This window comes from Nakamurella deserti, from assembly GCF_003260015.1.
Taxonomy (GTDB): Bacteria; Actinomycetota; Actinomycetes; order Mycobacteriales; family Nakamurellaceae; genus Nakamurella; species Nakamurella deserti.
On sequence record NZ_QCXS01000002.1, the window covers coordinates 56,463 to 74,221 of the forward strand.

The 17,759-nt window shown below is 74.3% G+C and carries 15 protein-coding genes and 1 pseudogene; 5 read left to right on the forward strand and 11 right to left on the reverse strand.

Going from position 1 to position 17,759, the window contains the following annotated elements; translation table 11 throughout:
• Positions 1-25 precede the first annotated feature (25 nt).
• The 7 genes from DB033_RS00610 to DB033_RS00640 are packed head-to-tail and all read right to left on the reverse strand — an operon-like array spanning position 26 to position 7,867.
• A complete protein-coding gene (locus DB033_RS00610; RefSeq protein WP_111764996.1) occupies positions 26-937 on the reverse strand; it encodes a diguanylate cyclase in 912 nt (303 codons plus the stop codon).
• Complete coding sequence (locus DB033_RS00615) at positions 934-1,323, reverse strand: chemotaxis protein CheW (RefSeq protein ID WP_157970426.1); 390 nt, start codon at positions 1,321-1,323, stop codon at positions 934-936. The genes DB033_RS00610 and DB033_RS00615 overlap by 4 nt, the downstream gene beginning before the upstream one ends.
• A gap of 5 nt (positions 1,324-1,328) precedes the next feature.
• The gene (locus tag DB033_RS00620; protein WP_111764998.1) at positions 1,329-2,594 is read right to left on the reverse strand and encodes a CheR family methyltransferase; all 1,266 of its coding nucleotides are present in this window, start codon (positions 2,592-2,594) and stop codon (positions 1,329-1,331) included.
• The gene (locus tag DB033_RS00625; protein WP_111764999.1) at positions 2,591-3,622 is read right to left on the reverse strand and encodes a chemotaxis protein CheB; all 1,032 of its coding nucleotides are present in this window, start codon (positions 3,620-3,622) and stop codon (positions 2,591-2,593) included. The genes DB033_RS00620 and DB033_RS00625 overlap by 4 nt, the downstream gene beginning before the upstream one ends.
• Positions 3,619-5,628, reverse strand: a complete 2,010-nt coding sequence (locus DB033_RS00630) for a hybrid sensor histidine kinase/response regulator (protein ID WP_111765000.1) — start codon at positions 5,626-5,628, stop codon at positions 3,619-3,621. The genes DB033_RS00625 and DB033_RS00630 overlap by 4 nt, the downstream gene beginning before the upstream one ends.
• Positions 5,616-6,080 carry a chemotaxis protein CheW gene (locus DB033_RS00635; protein ID WP_111765001.1) on the reverse strand — a complete coding sequence of 155 codons (465 nt, stop codon included), beginning with the start codon at positions 6,078-6,080 and terminating at the stop codon, positions 5,616-5,618. Before DB033_RS00635 ends, DB033_RS00630 begins: the two co-directional genes overlap by 13 nt.
• Positions 6,077-7,867 (reverse strand): methyl-accepting chemotaxis protein, encoded by a 1,791-nt coding sequence (locus DB033_RS00640; protein WP_170315452.1) that lies wholly within the window; start codon positions 7,865-7,867, stop codon positions 6,077-6,079. Before DB033_RS00640 ends, DB033_RS00635 begins: the two co-directional genes overlap by 4 nt.
• Before the next feature lie 1,481 nt (positions 7,868-9,348).
• On the opposite strand from DB033_RS00640, the pseudogene DB033_RS21755 reads away from it, so the two are divergent.
• A pseudogene (locus DB033_RS21755) lies at positions 9,349-10,122 on the forward strand (DUF429 domain-containing protein); the annotation flags it as partial.
• A gap of 42 nt (positions 10,123-10,164) precedes the next feature.
• Complete coding sequence (locus tag DB033_RS21760) at positions 10,165-10,497, forward strand: 4a-hydroxytetrahydrobiopterin dehydratase (RefSeq protein WP_111767126.1); 333 nt, start codon at positions 10,165-10,167, stop codon at positions 10,495-10,497.
• A gap of 785 nt (positions 10,498-11,282) precedes the next feature.
• Here the strand turns inward: DB033_RS21760 and DB033_RS20455 are convergent.
• From DB033_RS20455 to DB033_RS00670, 4 genes are all read right to left on the reverse strand, one after another.
• Complete coding sequence (locus DB033_RS20455) at positions 11,283-11,510, reverse strand: hypothetical protein (protein WP_157970427.1); 228 nt, start codon at positions 11,508-11,510, stop codon at positions 11,283-11,285.
• 334 nt (positions 11,511-11,844) lie between these two features.
• Positions 11,845-12,936, reverse strand: a complete 1,092-nt coding sequence (locus DB033_RS00660; protein WP_111765004.1) for an NADH:flavin oxidoreductase/NADH oxidase — start codon at positions 12,934-12,936, stop codon at positions 11,845-11,847.
• Positions 12,937-13,304: 368 nt separating this feature from the next.
• A complete protein-coding gene (galU, locus tag DB033_RS00665; RefSeq protein WP_111765005.1) occupies positions 13,305-14,222 on the reverse strand; it encodes a UTP--glucose-1-phosphate uridylyltransferase GalU in 918 nt (305 codons plus the stop codon).
• Positions 14,223-14,359: 137 nt separating this feature from the next.
• A complete protein-coding gene (locus DB033_RS00670) occupies positions 14,360-15,424 on the reverse strand; it encodes a chorismate-binding protein (RefSeq protein ID WP_111765006.1) in 1,065 nt (354 codons plus the stop codon).
• 72 nt (positions 15,425-15,496) lie between these two features.
• On the opposite strand from DB033_RS00670, the gene DB033_RS00675 reads away from it, so the two are divergent.
• From DB033_RS00675 to DB033_RS00685, 3 genes are read left to right on the forward strand one after another with little or no spacing between them, the layout of a single operon-like run.
• A complete protein-coding gene (locus DB033_RS00675) occupies positions 15,497-16,108 on the forward strand; it encodes an NUDIX hydrolase (protein ID WP_111765007.1) in 612 nt (203 codons plus the stop codon).
• Positions 16,109-16,166: 58 nt separating this feature from the next.
• Positions 16,167-16,817, forward strand: coding sequence for a cardiolipin synthase ClsA (gene clsA / locus DB033_RS00680; RefSeq protein ID WP_111765008.1), 651 nt, complete (start codon positions 16,167-16,169; stop codon positions 16,815-16,817).
• On the forward strand, positions 16,810-17,733 hold the full coding sequence (locus DB033_RS00685; protein ID WP_111765009.1) for a DUF881 domain-containing protein: 924 nt from the start codon (positions 16,810-16,812) through the stop codon (positions 17,731-17,733). Before clsA ends, DB033_RS00685 begins: the two co-directional genes overlap by 8 nt.
• Positions 17,734-17,759: the final 26 nt, after the last annotated feature.

Sequence of the window (17,759 nt, forward strand, 5' to 3'; positions counted from 1 at the left end):
CGGCCGCGGACCCCTCACCGCCCCGTCACGGCACCGGTCCGGCGACGATCCGGTTCCGGCCACCGGTCTTCGCCTCGTAGAGCCGGTCGTCGGCCAGCCTGATGAGATCGTCGGAGGCGTCCGCGGACCCGAGCGCACAGCCGCCGCTGACCGTGATCGCGATGTCGACGTCGCCCCCGGAGACCGGGGTGGCCGCCGTCACCGCGCGGATCCGCTCGGCGACGGTCACCGCCCCGGTCCGGTCGGTGCGCGGCATCAGGACCAGGAACTCCTCGCCGCCCCACCGGCCCACCACGTCCCCCGAACGCACCTGGCTGCTCAACCGACGGGCGAACTCGCACAGCACCAGGTCGCCGGCCGGATGGCCGTGCCGGTCGTTGACCTGCTTGAAGTGGTCGATGTCGAAGAGGATCACCGCCAGTGGTTCGCGGTGCCGCTGCGCGGTGCGCCGTTGCCGGGTCAACTCGTCCTGCAGGTGCCACCGGTTGTACAGGCCGGTGAGGCTGTCGGTGCGGCTGATCCGGTCGAGCTCGGCGTTGCGCTCCCAGAGCTGGTCCTGCACCTGCTTGAGGTGCACCGCCGAGCCGACCCGGGCGAGCAGTTCCGCCGGCTCGAACGGCTTCTTCAGGTAGTCGTGCGCGCCGCCGCGCAGACCGGCGACGATGTCGGCGGTGTCGGTGCGGCTGGTGAGGAACACGACCGGGATGTGCGCGAGCGCCGGGTCGGCCTTGAGCCGCTGCAGCACCTCGTAACCGTTCAGACCCGGCATCTCGATGTCGAGCAGCACCGCGTCGGGAACGGTGCTGCGGCACTGCGCGAGCGCGGCGATCCCGTCCACGGCCTCCACGACCCGGTAGCCCTCCTCCTCGAGCCCCGACCGGACCACGGCCCGGATGAGCAGCGAGTCGTCGGCCACCAGGACCGTCGCGGCGGTCACAGCCGGGCCGCCAGTGCGTCGGCGTCGGCGACCATCACCAGCGAACCGGCGTCCTGCACGGTGCCGCAGACCAGGGAGCGGTCCTGACCCGGCGGTGCGGGCCGTATCTCGGCGTCGGACACCGGGCGCAACCCGGTGACCGCGTCGACCCGGACGCCGAACACGGTGGGTCCGCTCTCGACGACCAGGATGTGGTCGCCGCCCGGGCCGAACGACGACAGCACGGTCAGCGGGGGATCACCCGGCAGGACCCCGGCGACCTCGGGACCCGAACCGGGCAACGTGAGCAGGCCGGCGGAGCGCCGGACACCGCGGGTGGCGTCGACGGGCAGGCAGTACGCCCCGCCGGCCGCGGTGAAACAGACCATGGTGGTCGAGAGTGCCATCGGCGTCATCCTCGTCGTTTGGTGTCGAGCAGGCGGAGCAGCTCTGCGGCGGCGTAACCGCCGAGCGCGGGCGCGGGCTGTGCCGGGTCGTGGTGCAGCAGGGCACGTCTCGCGGCTCCGAAGGACCGCTGCGCCGCGAGCCGGTCGTCCGCGGCCTCCAGTGCGAGCCCGAGATGCAGGTGGGCGAGCGCGTCGTCGGGTGCGAGGTACACGCACTTGCGGAAGGCGACCACCGCGCCGGCGTGGTCGCCGGCGGCCAGGGCACGCTGGCCGGCGCGTGTCAGATCGGCGGCCAGCGCCGCGCTCGGATCGGCCACCGTGGGGGCCGGTGCAGCCGGGGTCGGCGGCGGGGGTGTCCGTGGCGTCGCCGGTGGTGCGGCGGGCAGGGGACGTGTCGGCCCGGGTGCGGCGGCCGTGCGGGCGCGGACCGGCGGGGGTGGGGTGGGGACCGGCGGGGGGGGGGTGGGGACCGTGGCCGTGGGGCGTCCCGCCCCGGCGGGCAGCCGGTACCAGAACGTGTTGCCGCCGCGGACGGTCTCGTAGCGCCGGCTGATCGGCCACATCGCCTCCGCGCCGCCCAGGAACAGCGCCGCCCCCGGCAGGGTGTCGGCCACCCGGTCGACGAAGGTGGCGGCGTGCTCGGGCGAGAAGTAGATGAGCACGTTGCGGCAGAACACCACCTGGCAGCCGCGGGCACGGTCGGGGAGCGGCCCCGCCAGGTTGTGCAGGTGCGCCGAGACCCGCCGGCGAAGCTCGGGTGCGACCTGGAACCCGTCGCCCACGATGGTGAAGTGCCGCTCGATCCGCGCGGGGGACAGCCCACCCATCTCCCGCGCGGTGTACCGGCCCGCCGCGGTCCGCTGCACCGCCGACGTCGACAGGTCGGTCGCCAGAACCGATCCCTCGATTCCGTTCTCGGCCAGCACCATCGCCAGGGAGTAGGCCTCCTGACCGTTGGAGCTCGCCGCGCTCCACAGGCTCACCGGCTCGGGCAGGGTGGGCAGCAGGGTCTCGGCGAGGACGGTGAAGTGTTCGGGATGCCGGAAGAACCCGGTCTCCTGGACGGTGACCCGGTCGAGCAGCCCCTGCAGCGCTTCGGGTCGGGCCGTCACGGTGTCCACGAACTGCTCCGGGGTCTGCGCCCGGGCCGCGGCCTCCTCGCGCAACGACCGGCGTAAGCGGCCGCGCAGCGTGGATTCGGGACGCAACCCGATCCGGCGTCGCAGGAGCTCCTCGACACGGTCGACGAGCGCGTCGGCGGTGTCGTTCACCGGCGGACCTCCCCGACCGCGCGCACGACCGCCGCCGCCAGCTGTCCCAGCGGCAACAGGTCGTTCACCGCGCCGAGACGGGCCGCCGCCTGCGGCATCCCGAAGACCGCGGACGTGGCCTGATCCTGCGCGAGGGTCCGGCCGCCGCGCCGGTGCAGTTCCAGCAGACCGCGGGCGCCGTCCTCGCCCATCCCGGTCAGCAGCACGCCGATCCCGGCGGGCCCGGCGTGGACGGCCAGCGACGAGAACAGCTCGTCCGCCGAGGGCCGGTGCAGCGCCAGCGGCTGCGGATCCAGCTCCACCCGCGATCCGGCGCCCAGCTTGAGGTGCTGGTGACCGGGCGCCAGGTACACGGTGCCCGGCTGCAGCACCACGCCCTGCTCGGCCATCCGGACCGGCAGGGCCGACGAACGCGCGAGCAGGTCGAGCAGGCCGCTGGTGAAATCGGGGTGCAGGTGCTGGACGATCAGCACCGGCGCGGCCAGGCCGGCCAACCCGGACAGCACGGTCGCGACGGCGGTGGGCCCCCCGGTCGAGGCGCCGATGGCCACGACGGGAGTGCGGCCGGCGAGGGCCGGCCGGGGCGGCGGGGTGGTCCGGCCACCGCGCGGATGCCGGATGACGGTGACCTTGCGGAGTTGGCGCACGCAGTGCCGCAGCTCACCCTCGGACCGGGTGTCGCCGGGGGTCGGCGTCGGCAGCGCGTCCAGGGCGCCGGCGACCAGTGCCTCGACCGCACGCGGTGAGCGGCGGTCGGCGATCCGGCTGGACAGCACCAGGATCGGGGTCGGGTTGCGCGCCATGATCTGCTCGACCGCGTACTGGCTGCCGCCGTCGGCCAGCTGCAGGTCGATGACGACGATGTCGGGCCGGTCGTGCTGCACGGTGCTGATGGCGTCGGTGGCCGAGGCGGCCGGACCGAGCACCCGGATGTCGCCGTCGCGCTGCAGCACCTCGACCAGCTGCGTCCGCTGCAGCGAGTTCGCCTGGACCAGGAGCACCCGGATCGGGGTCCCGAGGGCGGTCATCCCACTGCTCCGAGGAGCCGGTCGACCGCGCTGAGCAGGGCGGCCTCGTCGAAGCTGGCCTTGACGATGTAGCCGTCCGCTCCGACGTCCAGGCCACGCTGCCGGTCCTCGTCGCGGGCCAGCGAGCTCAGGATGAGCACCGGCATGTTCGCCAGTGCCGGCTGGGCCCGGATGGCCTCGGTGAGGGCGAAGCCGTCCATGTGCGGCATCTCGACGTCGGTGAGCACCAGGTCGGCGGGCGCCTCCCGCAGCAGGGCCAACGCCTGCCGACCGTCGATCGCGGTGCGCACGCCGAAGCCGGCCCGTTCCAGGATGGAACGCTGCAGCTCGCGGACGGTCAGCGCGTCGTCCACCACGAGCACGTGCCGGGTGGGCAGGGCGCGGGTGGCCGCCACCGGCGCCGGCATCGCGGCCCGGGTGGTGTGCCGGGCGCGGTGGATCAGACCGGGCGGGTCGAGCACGACGAAGATGGATCCGTTGGGTTCGATCCCGGCGCCGGCGACCGCGGGCAGTGGCGGCAGCAGCGGGCTCAGCGCCTTCAGCACGACATCGGTCTGGTGGACCAGCCGGTCGACCTGGAAGGCGTGCTGCCGATCGGAGTCGGTCAGCACGACGATGGGCCCGGTGGCGGGCTCACCGGTCAGCCCGAGGGTGTCCGCGAGCGGCGTGACCGTCACGGGCTCGTTGCCCACCCAGACGACCCGGCGTCCCTCGGCCTGGATCTCGCGGGAGGCGTCGTGGGCCTGCGACAGCACCACCCGGTGCAGCGGCAGGGCGAAACGGCGTCCGCCGGCCTCGACCACCAGGCAGCGCAGCACGGCGAGGGTGATCGGGACGACGATGCGGAACTCGGTCCCGACGCCCGGCTCGGACCGGACCTCGATGCGGCCGCGGGCGGCCTCGACGCGGGTCTTGACCACGTCCAGACCCACACCTCGGCCGGAGATGTCGGTGACGAAGTCGGTCGTGGACAACCCCGACACGAAGATGAGCTGCAGGATCTCGTCGTCGGTCATCGAGGACGTGTCGATCCCCAGCCGGCCGGCCTTCTCGGCCACCCGGGCGGTGTCGATGCCGCGGCCGTCGTCGGTCAGCGCGACGATGACGTCGGACCCGAGCTGCCAGGCGTGCAACCGCAGGGTGGCCTGGCCGGGCTTGTCCGCGCCGCGCGTCCCGGGCGCTTCGATCCCGTGGTCCACGGCGTTGCGCACCAGGTGCAGCAGCGAGTCCGAGAGTTGGCCCAGCACACCGCGATCGAGCTCGGTGGCGGCGCCCTCGACCTCCCAGCGGACGTCCTTGCCCTGAGCGCGGGCGATGTCGCGGACCGCGCGCTGGAGCTGGTCGGTGATGGTCGAGACCGGCACCATCCGGGTCCGCATGACGCGGTCCTGCAGCACGTTGAGGAAGCGCGACAGTTCGTTGTACTCACTCGACGAGGCCGGGTCCAGACCGAACCGGTCCTGCAGCATCCGGCCCACCCGCAGGTGCGCGGCGGCCGACTCGCCGAGCATCCGGACCAGTTCGTCCAGCCGCTCGGTCTGCACCATCACGACGCCGCCGTCGGACGCGGCCGGCCGTCGCGGCGCGGGCTCCGGCGCGGCGGGCGGCGGCGGGGCGGTCGGGAGCGGCGCCCGCTCAGCCGCGCGGACGGTGGGCGTGACCACAGGAGGCTCGACGGCGGGCGGGATCTCGCCGCTGATCGCGGCCCGCAACCGGTCGGCGCCGGCGAACAGGACGTCGACGACGTCGGGGGTGACCGCGGTGTCGCCCGAACGGACCCGGCCCATCAGCTCCTCGAGCTCGTGGGCGAGGGTGCTCACGTCGTCGAGCCCGGCGACGGCGGCCGATCCCTTCAACGTGTGCACCTCGCGGAACAGCGACCCGATGAGGTCGGCGTCCGCGCCGTCGGTCTCCAGCCGCAGCAGCAGTTGGTCCAGCGAGGTCAACCGGCCGGCCGCCTCCTGCGCGAACAGGTCGCGGATCTGGTCGCGGGTCAGGGTCGCCACGGAGCGGCTCCGGACGGGGCGGGCTCGCGGGCGTCGCCGCGGAGCCGTTCGGGGGTGAGCAGGGCCGCGGGATCCAGCAGGACCACCACCCGGTCGCCGTCGCGGTGCACGCCGGCGGTGCCCGGCCGTTCGGACGGTCCGGACGCCGCACCCAGTTCCGATCGCCAGGGCAGCGCGCTGGCGGCGAGACCGGCCAGACCGTCGGCGGTCTCGACGACGGCCGCGAACGGCGCCGCACCGGGCACGGGGTCCGCCCGTCCCACGCCGAGCAGCGCGGCGGTGTCGAACAGCGGCACGATCTGACCTCTCAGGTTGAACAGCCCCACCACGAAGGGCGGAGCCGTGACCAGCGGCGCGACCTCCGGGCCGGCCACCACCTCGCGCACCCAGTCGATCCCGAGCGCGTACACCTCGGCCCCGACGGGCAGCAACACCGCCTGGATGCCGGTCACCGGCTGTTCGCGCCGACCAACGTGGTGGTGGCCGCCGTGGTCTCGAGGTTGCCCGCGAGTTCGGCGAGGGTGCCGGCGGCGGCGGCGATCTGCTGTGCGGTGGCCGACACCTGACGGCTGGCGTCGGTGAGCTGTTCCATCGTCTCGACGACCTGGGCGTTGGCGGTCCGTTGCTGCTGCGTGGTCAGGCGGACCTGGTTGTTGGCGTCGGAAACCGCGGCCAGCAGGAGCAGGCCCTGCTGCATCTGCTTGGCGCCCTTCTCCATGGCCATCACGGTCGCGTTCGTCTCGCCCTGGACGGCCGAGATGATGGTGGCGATGTCACCGGCGGAGGTCTTGGAGCGCTCCGCCAGCCGCCGGACCTCGTCGGCGACGACCGCGAAGCCACGGCCGTTCTCGCCGGCGCGGGCGGCCTCGATGGCGGCGTTGAGCGCGAGCAGGTTGGTCTGGTCGGCGATGTCGTTGATCAGCACCCGGAGTGCGTCGATCTCGCTCACCCGGCCGGCCAGCGCCAGCGTGCGCTCGCTCGACGCGGCGATGTCGGCCTCGGCCCGCTCCAGGTTGTCCCGGGTCTCGGCGGTCTGCCGGGCGACGTCGTCGACGGTGTCGGCGATGGCGGTCGAGGCGCGTGCCAACTCCTCGGTGGTGGCGGTGACCTCGGTGACGGCCGCACTCTGCTGGGCGGTCGTGGCGGCCAGTTCGTCCGACGAGGCCGACAGTTCCGCCGCGGCGGAGTTGACCTCGACGCCGGCGGTGTTGACCTGGTGGATGAGGCTCTGGCAGGTCGCAAGCATCGCGTTGAACGCATCGCCCAGGGTGATCAGCTCGTTGGCTCCACGCGGCTCCACCCGTACGTCCAGGTCGCCACCGGCGGCGGCGTGCGCGGTTTCGGTGAGGCGGCGGATCGGCAGCGTCGTGCGCCAGGCCAGCAGGACCGACACCGCGACCGCGACCACGGCGGCGATGGAGACCACCAGCACGGCGTTGTCGCGCTCGATGTCGACGGGCGCCAGCACCTCCGCGGCCGCCTCGTGCACGATCACCACCCAGCCGAGGTCGTCGAGGAGGGCGTAGCCGCTGATGACGTCCGTTCCGCCGGACTCGACGTACCGGGCGTGACCGGGTTCTCCGGTGGCCGACGCCTGTTGCACGGCGGGGTTGTCGACCGTCGTGCGCAGTGCGCCGGCCGCGAGGAGCGCGCTGCCGTCGGTGATCTCTCCCATCGCGCTGCTGTACACCAGCTGTCGCTGGGCGTCGACGGCCAGGATGACCCCGGTGTCCAGCGGCCGGAGCAGCGTGGCCAGTACCGCCGGATCGAGCTGGGCCACCAGCACCGCCGCCGGGCGGCCGTCGGCACCGAGCACCGGCTGGGCCATCACCCACACGATGCCGCCGTCCCGCACCGCGGGGGACGTCACGACCGGGCTGCCGGCGGCCGCCTGGTCGAACCACGCCTGGCCGCGGACGTCGACGACGGTCGCGGGGTCCGACGACGCCAGCACGGCACCGTCGAGGCCGACCGTCTCGATCGTGGTGAACGCGCCGTAGGTCTCGGTCGTCTCGGCGAGCTCCGCCGACGCCGCGGCACCGGCCGGATCGGCGGCGAGGGTCACCGCGAGGTGGTCCACGTCGAGCCGCCGCTCGTCGAGCCAGTCGCGCACCCGCTCGACCACCGACTGGGCGGTCTTCTCGTGCTCGTGCTGATTGGCCGCCACCAGACTGGACGACGCGCGGCTGGTCAGCAGCACCGCCAGCACCACCATCAGCGGCAGGGACACCAGCACCATGGCCGCGACGAGCCGGGTGGCGAACCGTCCGGTCAGCCCACTCCACCGCGACGGCCCGCCCCGCGGTGCGCCACCGATCGGCCCGGCGGAACGCACGGGAACGGGGGACCGGTATGCCTCGGACCCTCCGGGTGGGTGGGGCCGCGGCGGCAGGGTCGCGGTCGCCGTGCCCCGCCCGACGCCGTAGCCCGACATCGTGGTGTGGTCAACGTCGTACGCCATGGCTGCCGCGCCCCTCTTCGCCGCACGGGCGCTGTGTCCGGTCATCGCGGCGTGGCACCCGAGGGCCATGTCGACAATGAGTTGCAAGTGATGACTCATTGTCACATTTGTGGCGGGGAGGACGTCAGAGCCGACAGAGTGTGATCGCCGGAGCGCGTTCGTCACCCACGGTCATCGCATCCGCGCGCGGCACCCGACCGGGGACGGGACGGCCCCAACGCGCGGACACCGCGACGCTGCGTACCGGCGCCGCCGGGAGCGGGCCGCGGTGTGCCGATCCGCGTGTTCACCGACCCCACCCGGGACGGCGCGGACGGGCGCCGCCCACGCCGTCCGGGAGTCCGGACGAGCGGTCGTCGGCCCGTCGTCGGCGGTCGTGTCCGGAGCGGGCCGCGGCATGCCGATCCGCGTGCCCACCGACCCAAACCGGGACGGCGCGGGCGGGCGCCGCCCACGCCGGCCTGGCGTCCGGACGAGTGGTCGCCGGCCCGTTGTCGTCGGCCCGTTGTCGGGATAGGTCGCGTCCGGAGCGGGCCGCGGTATGCCGGTCCGCGTGTCCACCGATGCCTGGACGGCGCGGGCGGGCGCCGCCCAGGCCGGCCTGGCGTCCGGACGAGTGGTCGCCGGCCCGTTGTCGGCGGCCCGACGTCGGACGGTCCGGAGCGGGCCACGGTATGCCGGTCCGCGTGTCCACCGACCCAAACCGGGACGGCGCGGGCGGGCGCCGCCCACGCCGGCCTGGCGTCCGGACGAGCGGCCGTCGGCCCGATGACGGCGGCCCGACGTCGGACGGTCCCGAGCGCGCCGCGGTATGCCGATCCGCGTGCCCACCGACCCAAACCGGGACGGCGCGGGCAGGCGCCGCCCACGCCGGCCTCGCGTCCGGACGAGCGGCCGTCGGCCCGGCGACGGCGGACGGGTGCGGAGCGGGTGCATCGGGTGTCGGCGGTCGGCGGTCGGCGGGGAAGCGGAGACCCGCGGCGCTGGACGGGCCGGGCCGGCCGGGCAGGCCGGGTCCGGCCGCGGCCGGAAAGGTAGAACTGCAGCATGAACAGGACGGGGTCGATGCCGTCGACCGTGGGCTGCCCGCCGCCCGGTCTGGGTCTGGTGAACCCGGCGTCCGTGGTCGGCGGTGTGGTGTGGCCGGTCGGCGTACGGCCGGCGCCGGGCGGGGGGCCCGGGCGCGGCGGCGGCCCGGCGGGCGCCTCCTGCCCGCGGACGCCGAAGGCTCCCGGCGTCGGCGGCCGACCCGCGTGCCGGTGACGCGGACGACCAGGTTCCTGGGGGTCGACCTGGCCTGGGGGCAGCGCCACCGTAGTGGGGTGGCCGAGGTCACCCCGGACGGAGCGCTGGTCGAGTTCGGTGAGCGCACCACCGACGACGAGCTGATCGACTGGCTGGGGCCGAGATGCGAGGGACCGGTCGTCGTCGCCTTCGACGCGCCCCTGGTGGTGGTCAACCCGACCGGGAGCCGGCCCGCCGAGCAGACGGTGGGACACCTCTTTCGCCGTCAGCACGCCGGTTGCCACCCGACCAACCTCGGCCGACCGGGGTTCGCCGACGGTGGTCGGGCCGCCCGGCTCGCGCGCCGCCTGGGACTGGACACCGACCCGAGGGCCGGCGGCGACCGGACGGCGCTGGAGGTGTACCCGCACGCGGCCCTCGTCGCCCTGCTCGAGCTGGATCTGATCCTGCGGTACAAGGACCGGCCGGGACGTGACCTGACCTTCCGGCGGTCGGAGATGCTGCGCCTGATGGACGGTCTCGAGTCACTGGCGGCAGCAGCCGTGCCGCTGCGGGTGGCGGCCGATCCCCGCTGGCAGGAGGTCCGGGCCGCGGTGACGGCCGCCCCGACCAAGGCGGCGCTGTCCCGGGTGGAGGACAGCATCGACGCGGTGGTGTGCGCCTACGTGGGTCTGCACGCCCGGCGTCGGCCGGAGCGCACGGCGTTGTGCGGAACCCTGACGGACGGCTACATCGTCTCGCCGGTCACCGCCGAGATGGCGGCCCGGCTCCCCGCCGTGCGCGCCGCCGGCCACCCGGCGGTGCTCTGGGGCAGGGGGGAGACTGAGGTGATGACCGATCCCCTGACGCCGGCCGCGGTCGACGAAGCACTCACCGACCTGACGGAGTGGCGCGGCGCCGACGGCATGCTGCTGGCCGCCTACGCCGCGGACACGGCGGCGGACGCCCTGGCCCTGGTCGCCGCGATCGGTCAGGTCGCCGAGGAGCTGAACCACCACCCCGACGTCGACTGGCGCTACGACCGCGTCTTCGTCGCCACCACGAGCCACGACGTGGGAAGGCAGCTCACCGCGCGTGATCTCGCGCTCGCCGAGCGCATCACCGCGCTTGCCCGGGCCGCCGCGGTGACCGCGGTGCCGGACGAGGCGCGACCCGGAGCGTGAGGGCCACGCCGTCCCGCCGGGGCCCGGCCGGCGGAGGGTGCCGCGGCTGGGGCTCGGAATGCCGGACAGGGCGCGAGCCGGGGGTGAGGCTCACGCCGTCCCGCCGAGGCCGGCGGTCAGAGGGCGCAGCGGTCGGGGCTCGGAGATGTCGGACAGGGCGCGAGCCGGGGGCGAGGCTCACGCCGTCCCGCCGAGGCCGGTGGCGGTGGCGCAGCGGTCAGGGATCGGAAATGCCGGACAGGGCGCGAGCCGGGGGCGAGGCCCACGCCGTCCCGCCGGGGCCCGGCGGGCGGTGGCGCCGCGGCTGGGGCTCGGAGATGCCGGACAGGGCGCGCCTCGGAGGGTCAGGCTCACGCCGTTGCGGTTCGGGCCCGGCGGGCGGATGCGCAGCGGGGGGGCTCCGAGGTGTGGACGAGCTCAGGCCGCGCCGTTCACTCTCGACGGGCGAAGGATGCAACTGTTGGGGCCGTGCGGTGCCCTGGGAGGCGCAACCCGGAGCGTGAGGCTCACGCCGTCGGGGTGATGCCCGACGGCCGGACGGGCAGCGGCCGGGGCTCCGAGAGTCGACGTGCCCACGCCGTCCCGGTGACTCGCGACGGGCGGAGGGCGCAGCGGCCGGGGCCGTGCGGTGCCGGACGAGGCGCGAGCGGGGCGGAGGGCTCAGACCGCCCCGGCGACGCCCGACGGATCGAGGCGCAGCGGCCCGGGCTCGGAGATGCCGGGCGTGCAGGGCTCGTCGCCTGGGGGCGGCGCCGTGATGGGGCCGCAGCCGCGGCCCCGCCGGCTCACGGTTCGCCTTCCCAGGCGACCCACTGCGGATGGAACTCGCACCGCGGCCACACCATGACGGTCGCGCAGGTCACGCACTGCCAGGTGCGGTGCGGCATACCCGCGCACAGGCAGGGCTGGGTGCCGACCAGCACCTTCTGCGGACCGAGGGCATGACCGGCGGGACACCGCGCAGGCGCCAGCTCGACCACGGCCATGCCCTCTTGGCGGTAGAAGTTCCCCATGGCATCACGGTAGGACGCGGCACCGACAGTGACCCGAGGGTCGATCGCCGGTCGCCGCCGCCACCGTCCCGGTGCCCGGACATCACCGGCCGTCCGTCGGCCCGGTGCCGTGCGGGTACTCGGCGCCGCGGGCCGGAACACCACCGCGACGCGCTGGAGCACCACCGCGACGGGCCGGAGCACCGCCGCGGGCCGCCGGAGCACCGCCGCGGGCCGCCGGAGTACCGCCGCGGGCTGGCGGAGCACCGCCGCGGGCCGCCGGCGCGGGACCGAGGCACGAGACCGGGGCGCGGCGACGGTCGACGCCGACACGATGGTCGACCGTCGCGACCGCTCAGCGGCCGGCGGGCACCCGGTCCGGCCACGAGCCGCGCCGGTACTGCGGCGGGTAGGCGATCTCGTGATGGTCCAGCCCCAGCTCGTGGGCGGCCCGGAACGGCCACGACGGATCGCGCAGCGCGGCCCGGGCGAGCAGCACCACGTCGGCCTCGCCGTCGGCCAGGATCTGCTCGGCCTGCTGTGGCTCGGTGATGAGGCCGACCGCGCCCACCGGGATGTCCACGCGATGGCGGACCTCCGCGGCCAGCGGCACCTGGTAGCCGGGTCCCACCGGGATGGAGGCCGGCTCGTTGCCGCCCGACGACATGTCGATGAGGTCGACGCCGGCGGCCGCCAGCCACCCCGACAGCTCGGTGGTCTGCTCGACGTCCCAGCCGCCGTCCACCCAGTCGGTGCCGGACAGCCTGACCAGGAGGGGCTTGTCGCCCCAGACGTCGCGCACCGCGTGCACGATCTGCAGCAGCAGGCGACTGCGGCCGGCGAGATCGCCGCCCCAGGCGTCGGTCCGCAGGTTCGACCGGGGAGACAGGAACTGGTGCAACAGGTATCCGTGTGCGGCGTGGAGCTCCACCACGTCGAACCCCGCCCGGTCGGCCCGAACCGCCGCGTCGGCGAAAGCGGCGACGATGTCGGTGATCTCGCGCTCGCTCAGCTCTGCGGGTGCGCGGTAGCCGGCGAACGCGACGTCGGACGGGCCGACCGTGGGCCAACCGCCGTCCTCGACGGGAACGCTGCCCTGGGTCGGCGACCAGGGGCGGTAGGTGGACGCCTTGCGTCCGGCGTGGGCGAGCTGCACCCCGATCCTGGCACCCTGCCCGTGCACGAACTCCACCACCCGTGCCCAGGCCGTGGTCTGGTCGTCGTTCCACAGGCCGGCGTCCTGCGGACTGATCCGGCCCTCCGGCAGCACGGCTGCCGCCTCGGTCAGCAGCAGCCCGAAACCGCCGGTCGCGCGGGCCCCCAGGTGCACCAGGTGCCAGTCGTTCACCACCCCGTCGACGGCGCTGTACTGGCACATCGGCGCCAGCCACACCCGGTTGGCGAAGGTGGTGCCGCGCAGGGTCAGGGGAGAGAAGAGCAGGCTCATGTCGGGTGCAGCGCAGTCCCGTCGGCCGAACTTCCCCGCGGGGCCGTGACGACGACCACAGCGATCAGCCGGACACCGTCGACAGCGACGTCGAGGGCAGGCCGTGCGCGGCGGCCACCGGTGCAGTGACGAGCAGGCCATTCCGCACCCGCACCGGTGGCGACGATCCGCGTCAACGGGCAAGGACGGTCGGTGCCCGCCCGAGGCGCTGCGTCACGGGGTCGGTGCGGCGGGCATCGACCGTTCCTGGAGGGGGACGCAGAAGGACCGGTGGACGCCCGACGAGGTGCGGCTTCGCCGTCTCGCCGGGAGGGCGTCCGCCGGTCCTCCGACGTGGTCGGGACCGTCCCTCGACGGCCCCGGGAGGACTACAGAGAGACCACGAACTCCTTCAACCAGGCGTTGAACGCCCCGCCCAGGTCGTCCCGCTCACTCGCCAGCTTCACGAGCGTCTTCAGGTAGTCGAGCTTGTCGCCCGTGTCGTACCGGCGGCCGCGGAAGACCACGCCGACGACGCCGCCGCCCGCGCCCTTGTCCATGTCTATCAGCGCCGCGAGCGCGTCGGTCAGCTGGATCTCGCCGCCGCGGCCGGGCTGGGTCTCGTGCAGCACACCGAACACCTGGGGGGTGAGGACGTAGCGGCCGATGATGGCGAGGTTGCTGGGGGCGACCTCCGGGTCGGGCTTCTCGACCAGTTCGGTGACCTGGAAGACGTCCAGGCCGTCCTCGAGGCCGGACCGCACCGACGCGGGGAGCTCGCTCACACCCGCGCAGCCGTACATGTTCGTCTGCTCGCGGGGGACCTCCATGAGCGCGATGACGCTCTGTCCGGTGGCCTCGTGCACGGCGATCATCTGCTGCAACAGGTGGTCGCGCTCGTCGATGAGGTCGTCACCGAGCATCACCGCGAAGGGGTTGTCCCCGACGTGCTGCTCGGCGCAGAGCACGGCGTGCCCCAGGCCCTTCGCGTCGCCCTGCCGGACGTAGTGCACGTCGGCGAGGTCGTTGGACGCGGTGACGAGTCCGAGCTTGGTGGTGTCGCCCTTGGCCTCCAGGGTCGTCTCGAGCTCGAAGTTGCGGTCGAAGTGGTCCTCGAGCGGCCGCTTGTTGCGGCCGGTGATCATCAGGACGTCATCCAGCCCGGAGGCGACGGCTTCCTCGACGACCAACTGGATCGCCGGCTTGTCGACGACCGGCAGCATCTCCTTCGGCACCGCCTTGGTCGCCGGCAGGAACCGGGTTCCGAGTCCCGCTGCGGGGATGACTGCCTTGGTCACTTTCGGCACGCTGGCCAACCTCTCGTGGTCCGCACGCCACGGACGGACCCGGGCGTGGTGTGAACGCCGACCGCCCACGGGGTGGGGCCGGTCGGGTCGCTACGGTCGGGCTCATCCTTTCACCGGCGCCGGGCGCCGCATCTTGATCAGGCTGTGATGTTCTCAAGGCCGGGCGTGACCCTCACCTCGCCGGCCGGCGCCGAGGCGAGCCCGATCAGCCGGGCCGCCTTGAGCTCCGTCTCCCGCCACTCGGCGTACGGGTCCGACGGGTGGGTGATGCCCGCACCGGTGCCGAACCGCAGTCGCCGGCTGCCGTCGTCGTCGGTCGTGGTGAAGAAGGACCTGATCCCGACGGCGAGCTCGGCCCGGCCGCGGTCGGCGTCGACGAACCCGACCGCGCCGCAGTACGGCCCCCGCGGGACCGGCTCGAGCTCGGCGATGACCTCGAGCGCCGCGAGCTTCGGTGCGCCGCTGACCGACCCCGGGGGGAACGTCGCGGCCAGGATCTCCCCCCAGCCCACGCCGGGGCGGCGTCGTCCGCTGACGGTGGAGACCAGGTGCACGAGCCCCGGGTGGGACTCGGTCGCGAGGAGGGCGTCCACCCGGACGGAGTCGGAGGTGCAGACCCGGTTCAGGTCGTTGCGGACGAGGTCGGTGATCATCACGTTCTCGGCGGTGTCCTTGGCCGCGAACGGCTCGCCCGCCGCCGCGGTGCCCTTGATCGGTGCGGACGTCAGCCGGTCGGCGTCGGCGGCCAGGAACAGCTCGGGGGAGGCGCACACCACCCAGTCGTCCCCGGTGTGCAGCACCCCCTGGTAGGGCGCGGGGTTGCCGGCGGCGAGCACCCCGGCCAGCGCGGCGGGGTCGGCGCCGGGCGGCAGCGGGGCGTCGAGCATCCGGCAGAGGTTAACCTGGTAGACCTGCCCGGCCTCGACGAGCCGCCGGATGACGCCGACCCGGGCCACGTACCCGTCCGCGTCCAACGACGACCGCCAGCTGTCCGGCGCAGGCCCGCGCCAGCCACTGACGACCGGCAGCGGCGCCGTCCGCACGGTGGCGAAGCGGTATCCGGTCAGCCGGCCCTCGAAGGTCGCCAGCACCGCCCACCAGCCGCCGCGGTCCAGCGCCGCGGGATCGCCGACGAGATCCACGACCTCGACCAGGTCGGTCGCCCAGCGGCCGCCGAAGTGCGCCCACGCCCGGCCGGTCATGACTGATCACGGTAACGGCCCGCCGGACGCGCCCGCCCCGGCGCGGCGGCCCGGGGTCGCTACGCTCCGCCCATGACCGCCAGTGCCGAACCCCCCGTCCGCCGGACCGGCTCCCGCGTCGTGTACCGCAACGACTGGATGAGCGTCCGCGAGGACGACATCGAGTTCGCCGACGGCACCCGCAGCATCTACGGCGTCCTCGACAAGCCCGACTACGCCGTCATCATCGCGGTGGAGGAGTCGGCGGCCGGGCCGCGCTTGCATCTCGTGGAGCAGTACCGGTACGCCATCGAGCGGCGGTCGCTGGAGTTCCCGATGGGCGGTTGGCCGGCCGGGAAGTCCGGCACCGCCGAGGAACTGGCCCGCGCCGAGCTCCGGGAGGAGACCGGGCTGACCGCCGACACCTGGGTCCGGCTCGGTCACCTCGTGCAGTCCACGGGGCACAGCTCCCAGGCCTTCGACGTGTACCTGGCCACCGGCCTGACCGCCGGCGACCACGAGCGGGAGGCCACCGAGGGCGACATGGAGCACCGGGTGGTGACCGAGGACGAGTTCTGCGACCTGGTGGCGGGGGGCACCATCACCGACTCACCGACGGTCGCCGCGTACGGGATGCTGCTGCTGCACCGCCGCACCCTGGCCGCCGCGGAGCGGCAGGGCCCGGCCGGCGCCGCGGCGCACTAAGCTCCCTGCCGGGCCGATCGGGGTCCGGCCGTGGAGTCGAGCAGGAAGAGGGTGCGCCGTGTCCGAGGACCGCGCGGCCGCCGCCCCGCCGACAACCGCCGGCACAGACCGTATCTGGACCATCCCCAACCTGCTGTCGTTCGTGCGGCTGCTCGGCGTGCCGCTGCTGCTCTGGCTGATCCTCGGTCCCGAGGAGGACGGCTGGGCCTTCGTCGTCCTGGCGCTGAGCGCGGTCAGCGACTGGGCCGACGGCAAGCTGGCCCGACTGCTCGACCAGTTCAGCCGCCTGGGCGCGGTGCTGGACCCGCTGGCCGACCGGCTGTACATCCTGGCCACGCTGTTCGCCTTCGTGGTGCGCGGCATCCTGCCCTGGTGGGTGGCGGTGCTGATCGTCGGCCGGGACCTGGTGCTGGCGCTGTGCCTACCGGTGATGCGACGGCACGGGTACGGCCCTTTCGAGGTGCACTACCTCGGCAAGGCCGCCACCTTCTGCCTGCTCTACGCCCTGCCGCTGCTGCTGCTCGCGCAGGGGGACTCGACGCTGGCGCTGATCGCGCGTCCGCTGGCCCTCGGCTTCACCGGCTGGGGCGTCCTGCTCTACCTGTGGGCCGGTGCGCTCTACCTGGGGCAACTCCTGTGGGTCGTCCGCAACACCCCGGTGGTCCCGCCCGAGCGGCGGATCTCGGTGCGGAGCGCGACGGGTGTCTGACCGCGTTCCCGCCGACGCGACCCCGGCCGAACCGGCGGCGGAGCGCCCGGGTCCGCTCGGTCCGCGCCCGAGCTTCCCGGCGCCGCTGCTGGAGTCCCTCGCGCAGGACCACCTCGATCCCGGATACCAGCGCGCCGCCGACCGGCGCCGGACCGGCGGTGCACCGGCCCGGGTGTCCGGCAGCTGGCTGCTCGCCGGCACCGTGGTCATCGGCCTGCTGCTCGGGGTCGCCTTCCAGACCACCCGGGCCAACTCGGCCGGGGTCGACGAGGCCCGGCTGGGCCTCCTCGGTGACGTCAGCCGCGCTCAGGCCGACGCGTCGGTGCTGGAGGCGTCGGTGGTCGCGCTCAACGACGAGCTGCGGTCCGTGCAGGCGGCGGCCGGCGGGGGCGCACTGGCCAGCCTCACCGCGCTCGAGCAGATGAACGCCCTGCTGGCCGTGACCGGACCGGGGCTGCGGATCAGCCTGAACGACCCGGAGGCCGCCACCGGCAACGGCGCCGTCCTCGACCGCGACATCCAGCTGCTGGTCAACGGGCTGTGGTCGGCCGGCGCCGAGGCGGTGGCGATCGGCGGGGTGCGGCTGCGCAGCACCAGCGCCATCCGGCAGGCGGGCGGGGCGATCCTGGTCGACAACCGCCCGGTGCTGTGGCCGATGACGATCGAGGCGATCGGCGACCCGGCGACGTTCCAGCAGCGCTTCGTCTCGACCCCGGGCTTCGGCCGGTTCAGCTCGTTCGAACAGCTCTACGACGTCGACTTCGAGGTGAGCCCGGTCGGCGACGTCAGCCTGCCGGCGGCGGCCGCGGTGGACGCGCGCTACGTCGAGCAGCCCACCGCCACGACCACGGCCGAGGCCACGACCGTCCCGGAGTCGGGGACCGCCGGGACCGGCACGACCACCCCCACGAGCTGAGGAGAACGACCATGACCACTCCCGGG

What these genes read in the sequence shown, in the direction of transcription:
- DB033_RS00615 (WP_157970426.1), bottom strand. Translation starts at nt 1,323, where the DNA reads ATGGCACTCTCGACCACCATGGTCTGTTTCACCGCGGCCGGCGGGGCG.
- DB033_RS00625 (WP_111764999.1), bottom strand. Translation starts at nt 3,622, where the DNA reads ATGACCGCCCTCGGGACCCCGATCCGGGTGCTCCTGGTCCAGGCGAAC.
- DB033_RS00640 (WP_170315452.1), bottom strand. Translation starts at nt 7,867, where the DNA reads ATGGTGCTGGTGTCCCTGCCGCTGATGGTGGTGCTGGCGGTGCTGCTG.
- DB033_RS21760 (WP_111767126.1), top strand. Translation starts at nt 10,165, where the DNA reads ATGACCGATCCCCTGACGCCGGCCGCGGTCGACGAAGCACTCACCGAC.
- DB033_RS20455 (WP_157970427.1), bottom strand. Translation starts at nt 11,510, where the DNA reads ATGGGGAACTTCTACCGCCAAGAGGGCATGGCCGTGGTCGAGCTGGCG.
- DB033_RS00660 (WP_111765004.1), bottom strand. Translation starts at nt 12,936, where the DNA reads ATGAGCCTGCTCTTCTCTCCCCTGACCCTGCGCGGCACCACCTTCGCC.
- DB033_RS00670 (WP_111765006.1), bottom strand. Translation starts at nt 15,424, where the DNA reads ATGACCGGCCGGGCGTGGGCGCACTTCGGCGGCCGCTGGGCGACCGAC.
- DB033_RS00675 (WP_111765007.1), top strand. Translation starts at nt 15,497, where the DNA reads ATGACCGCCAGTGCCGAACCCCCCGTCCGCCGGACCGGCTCCCGCGTC.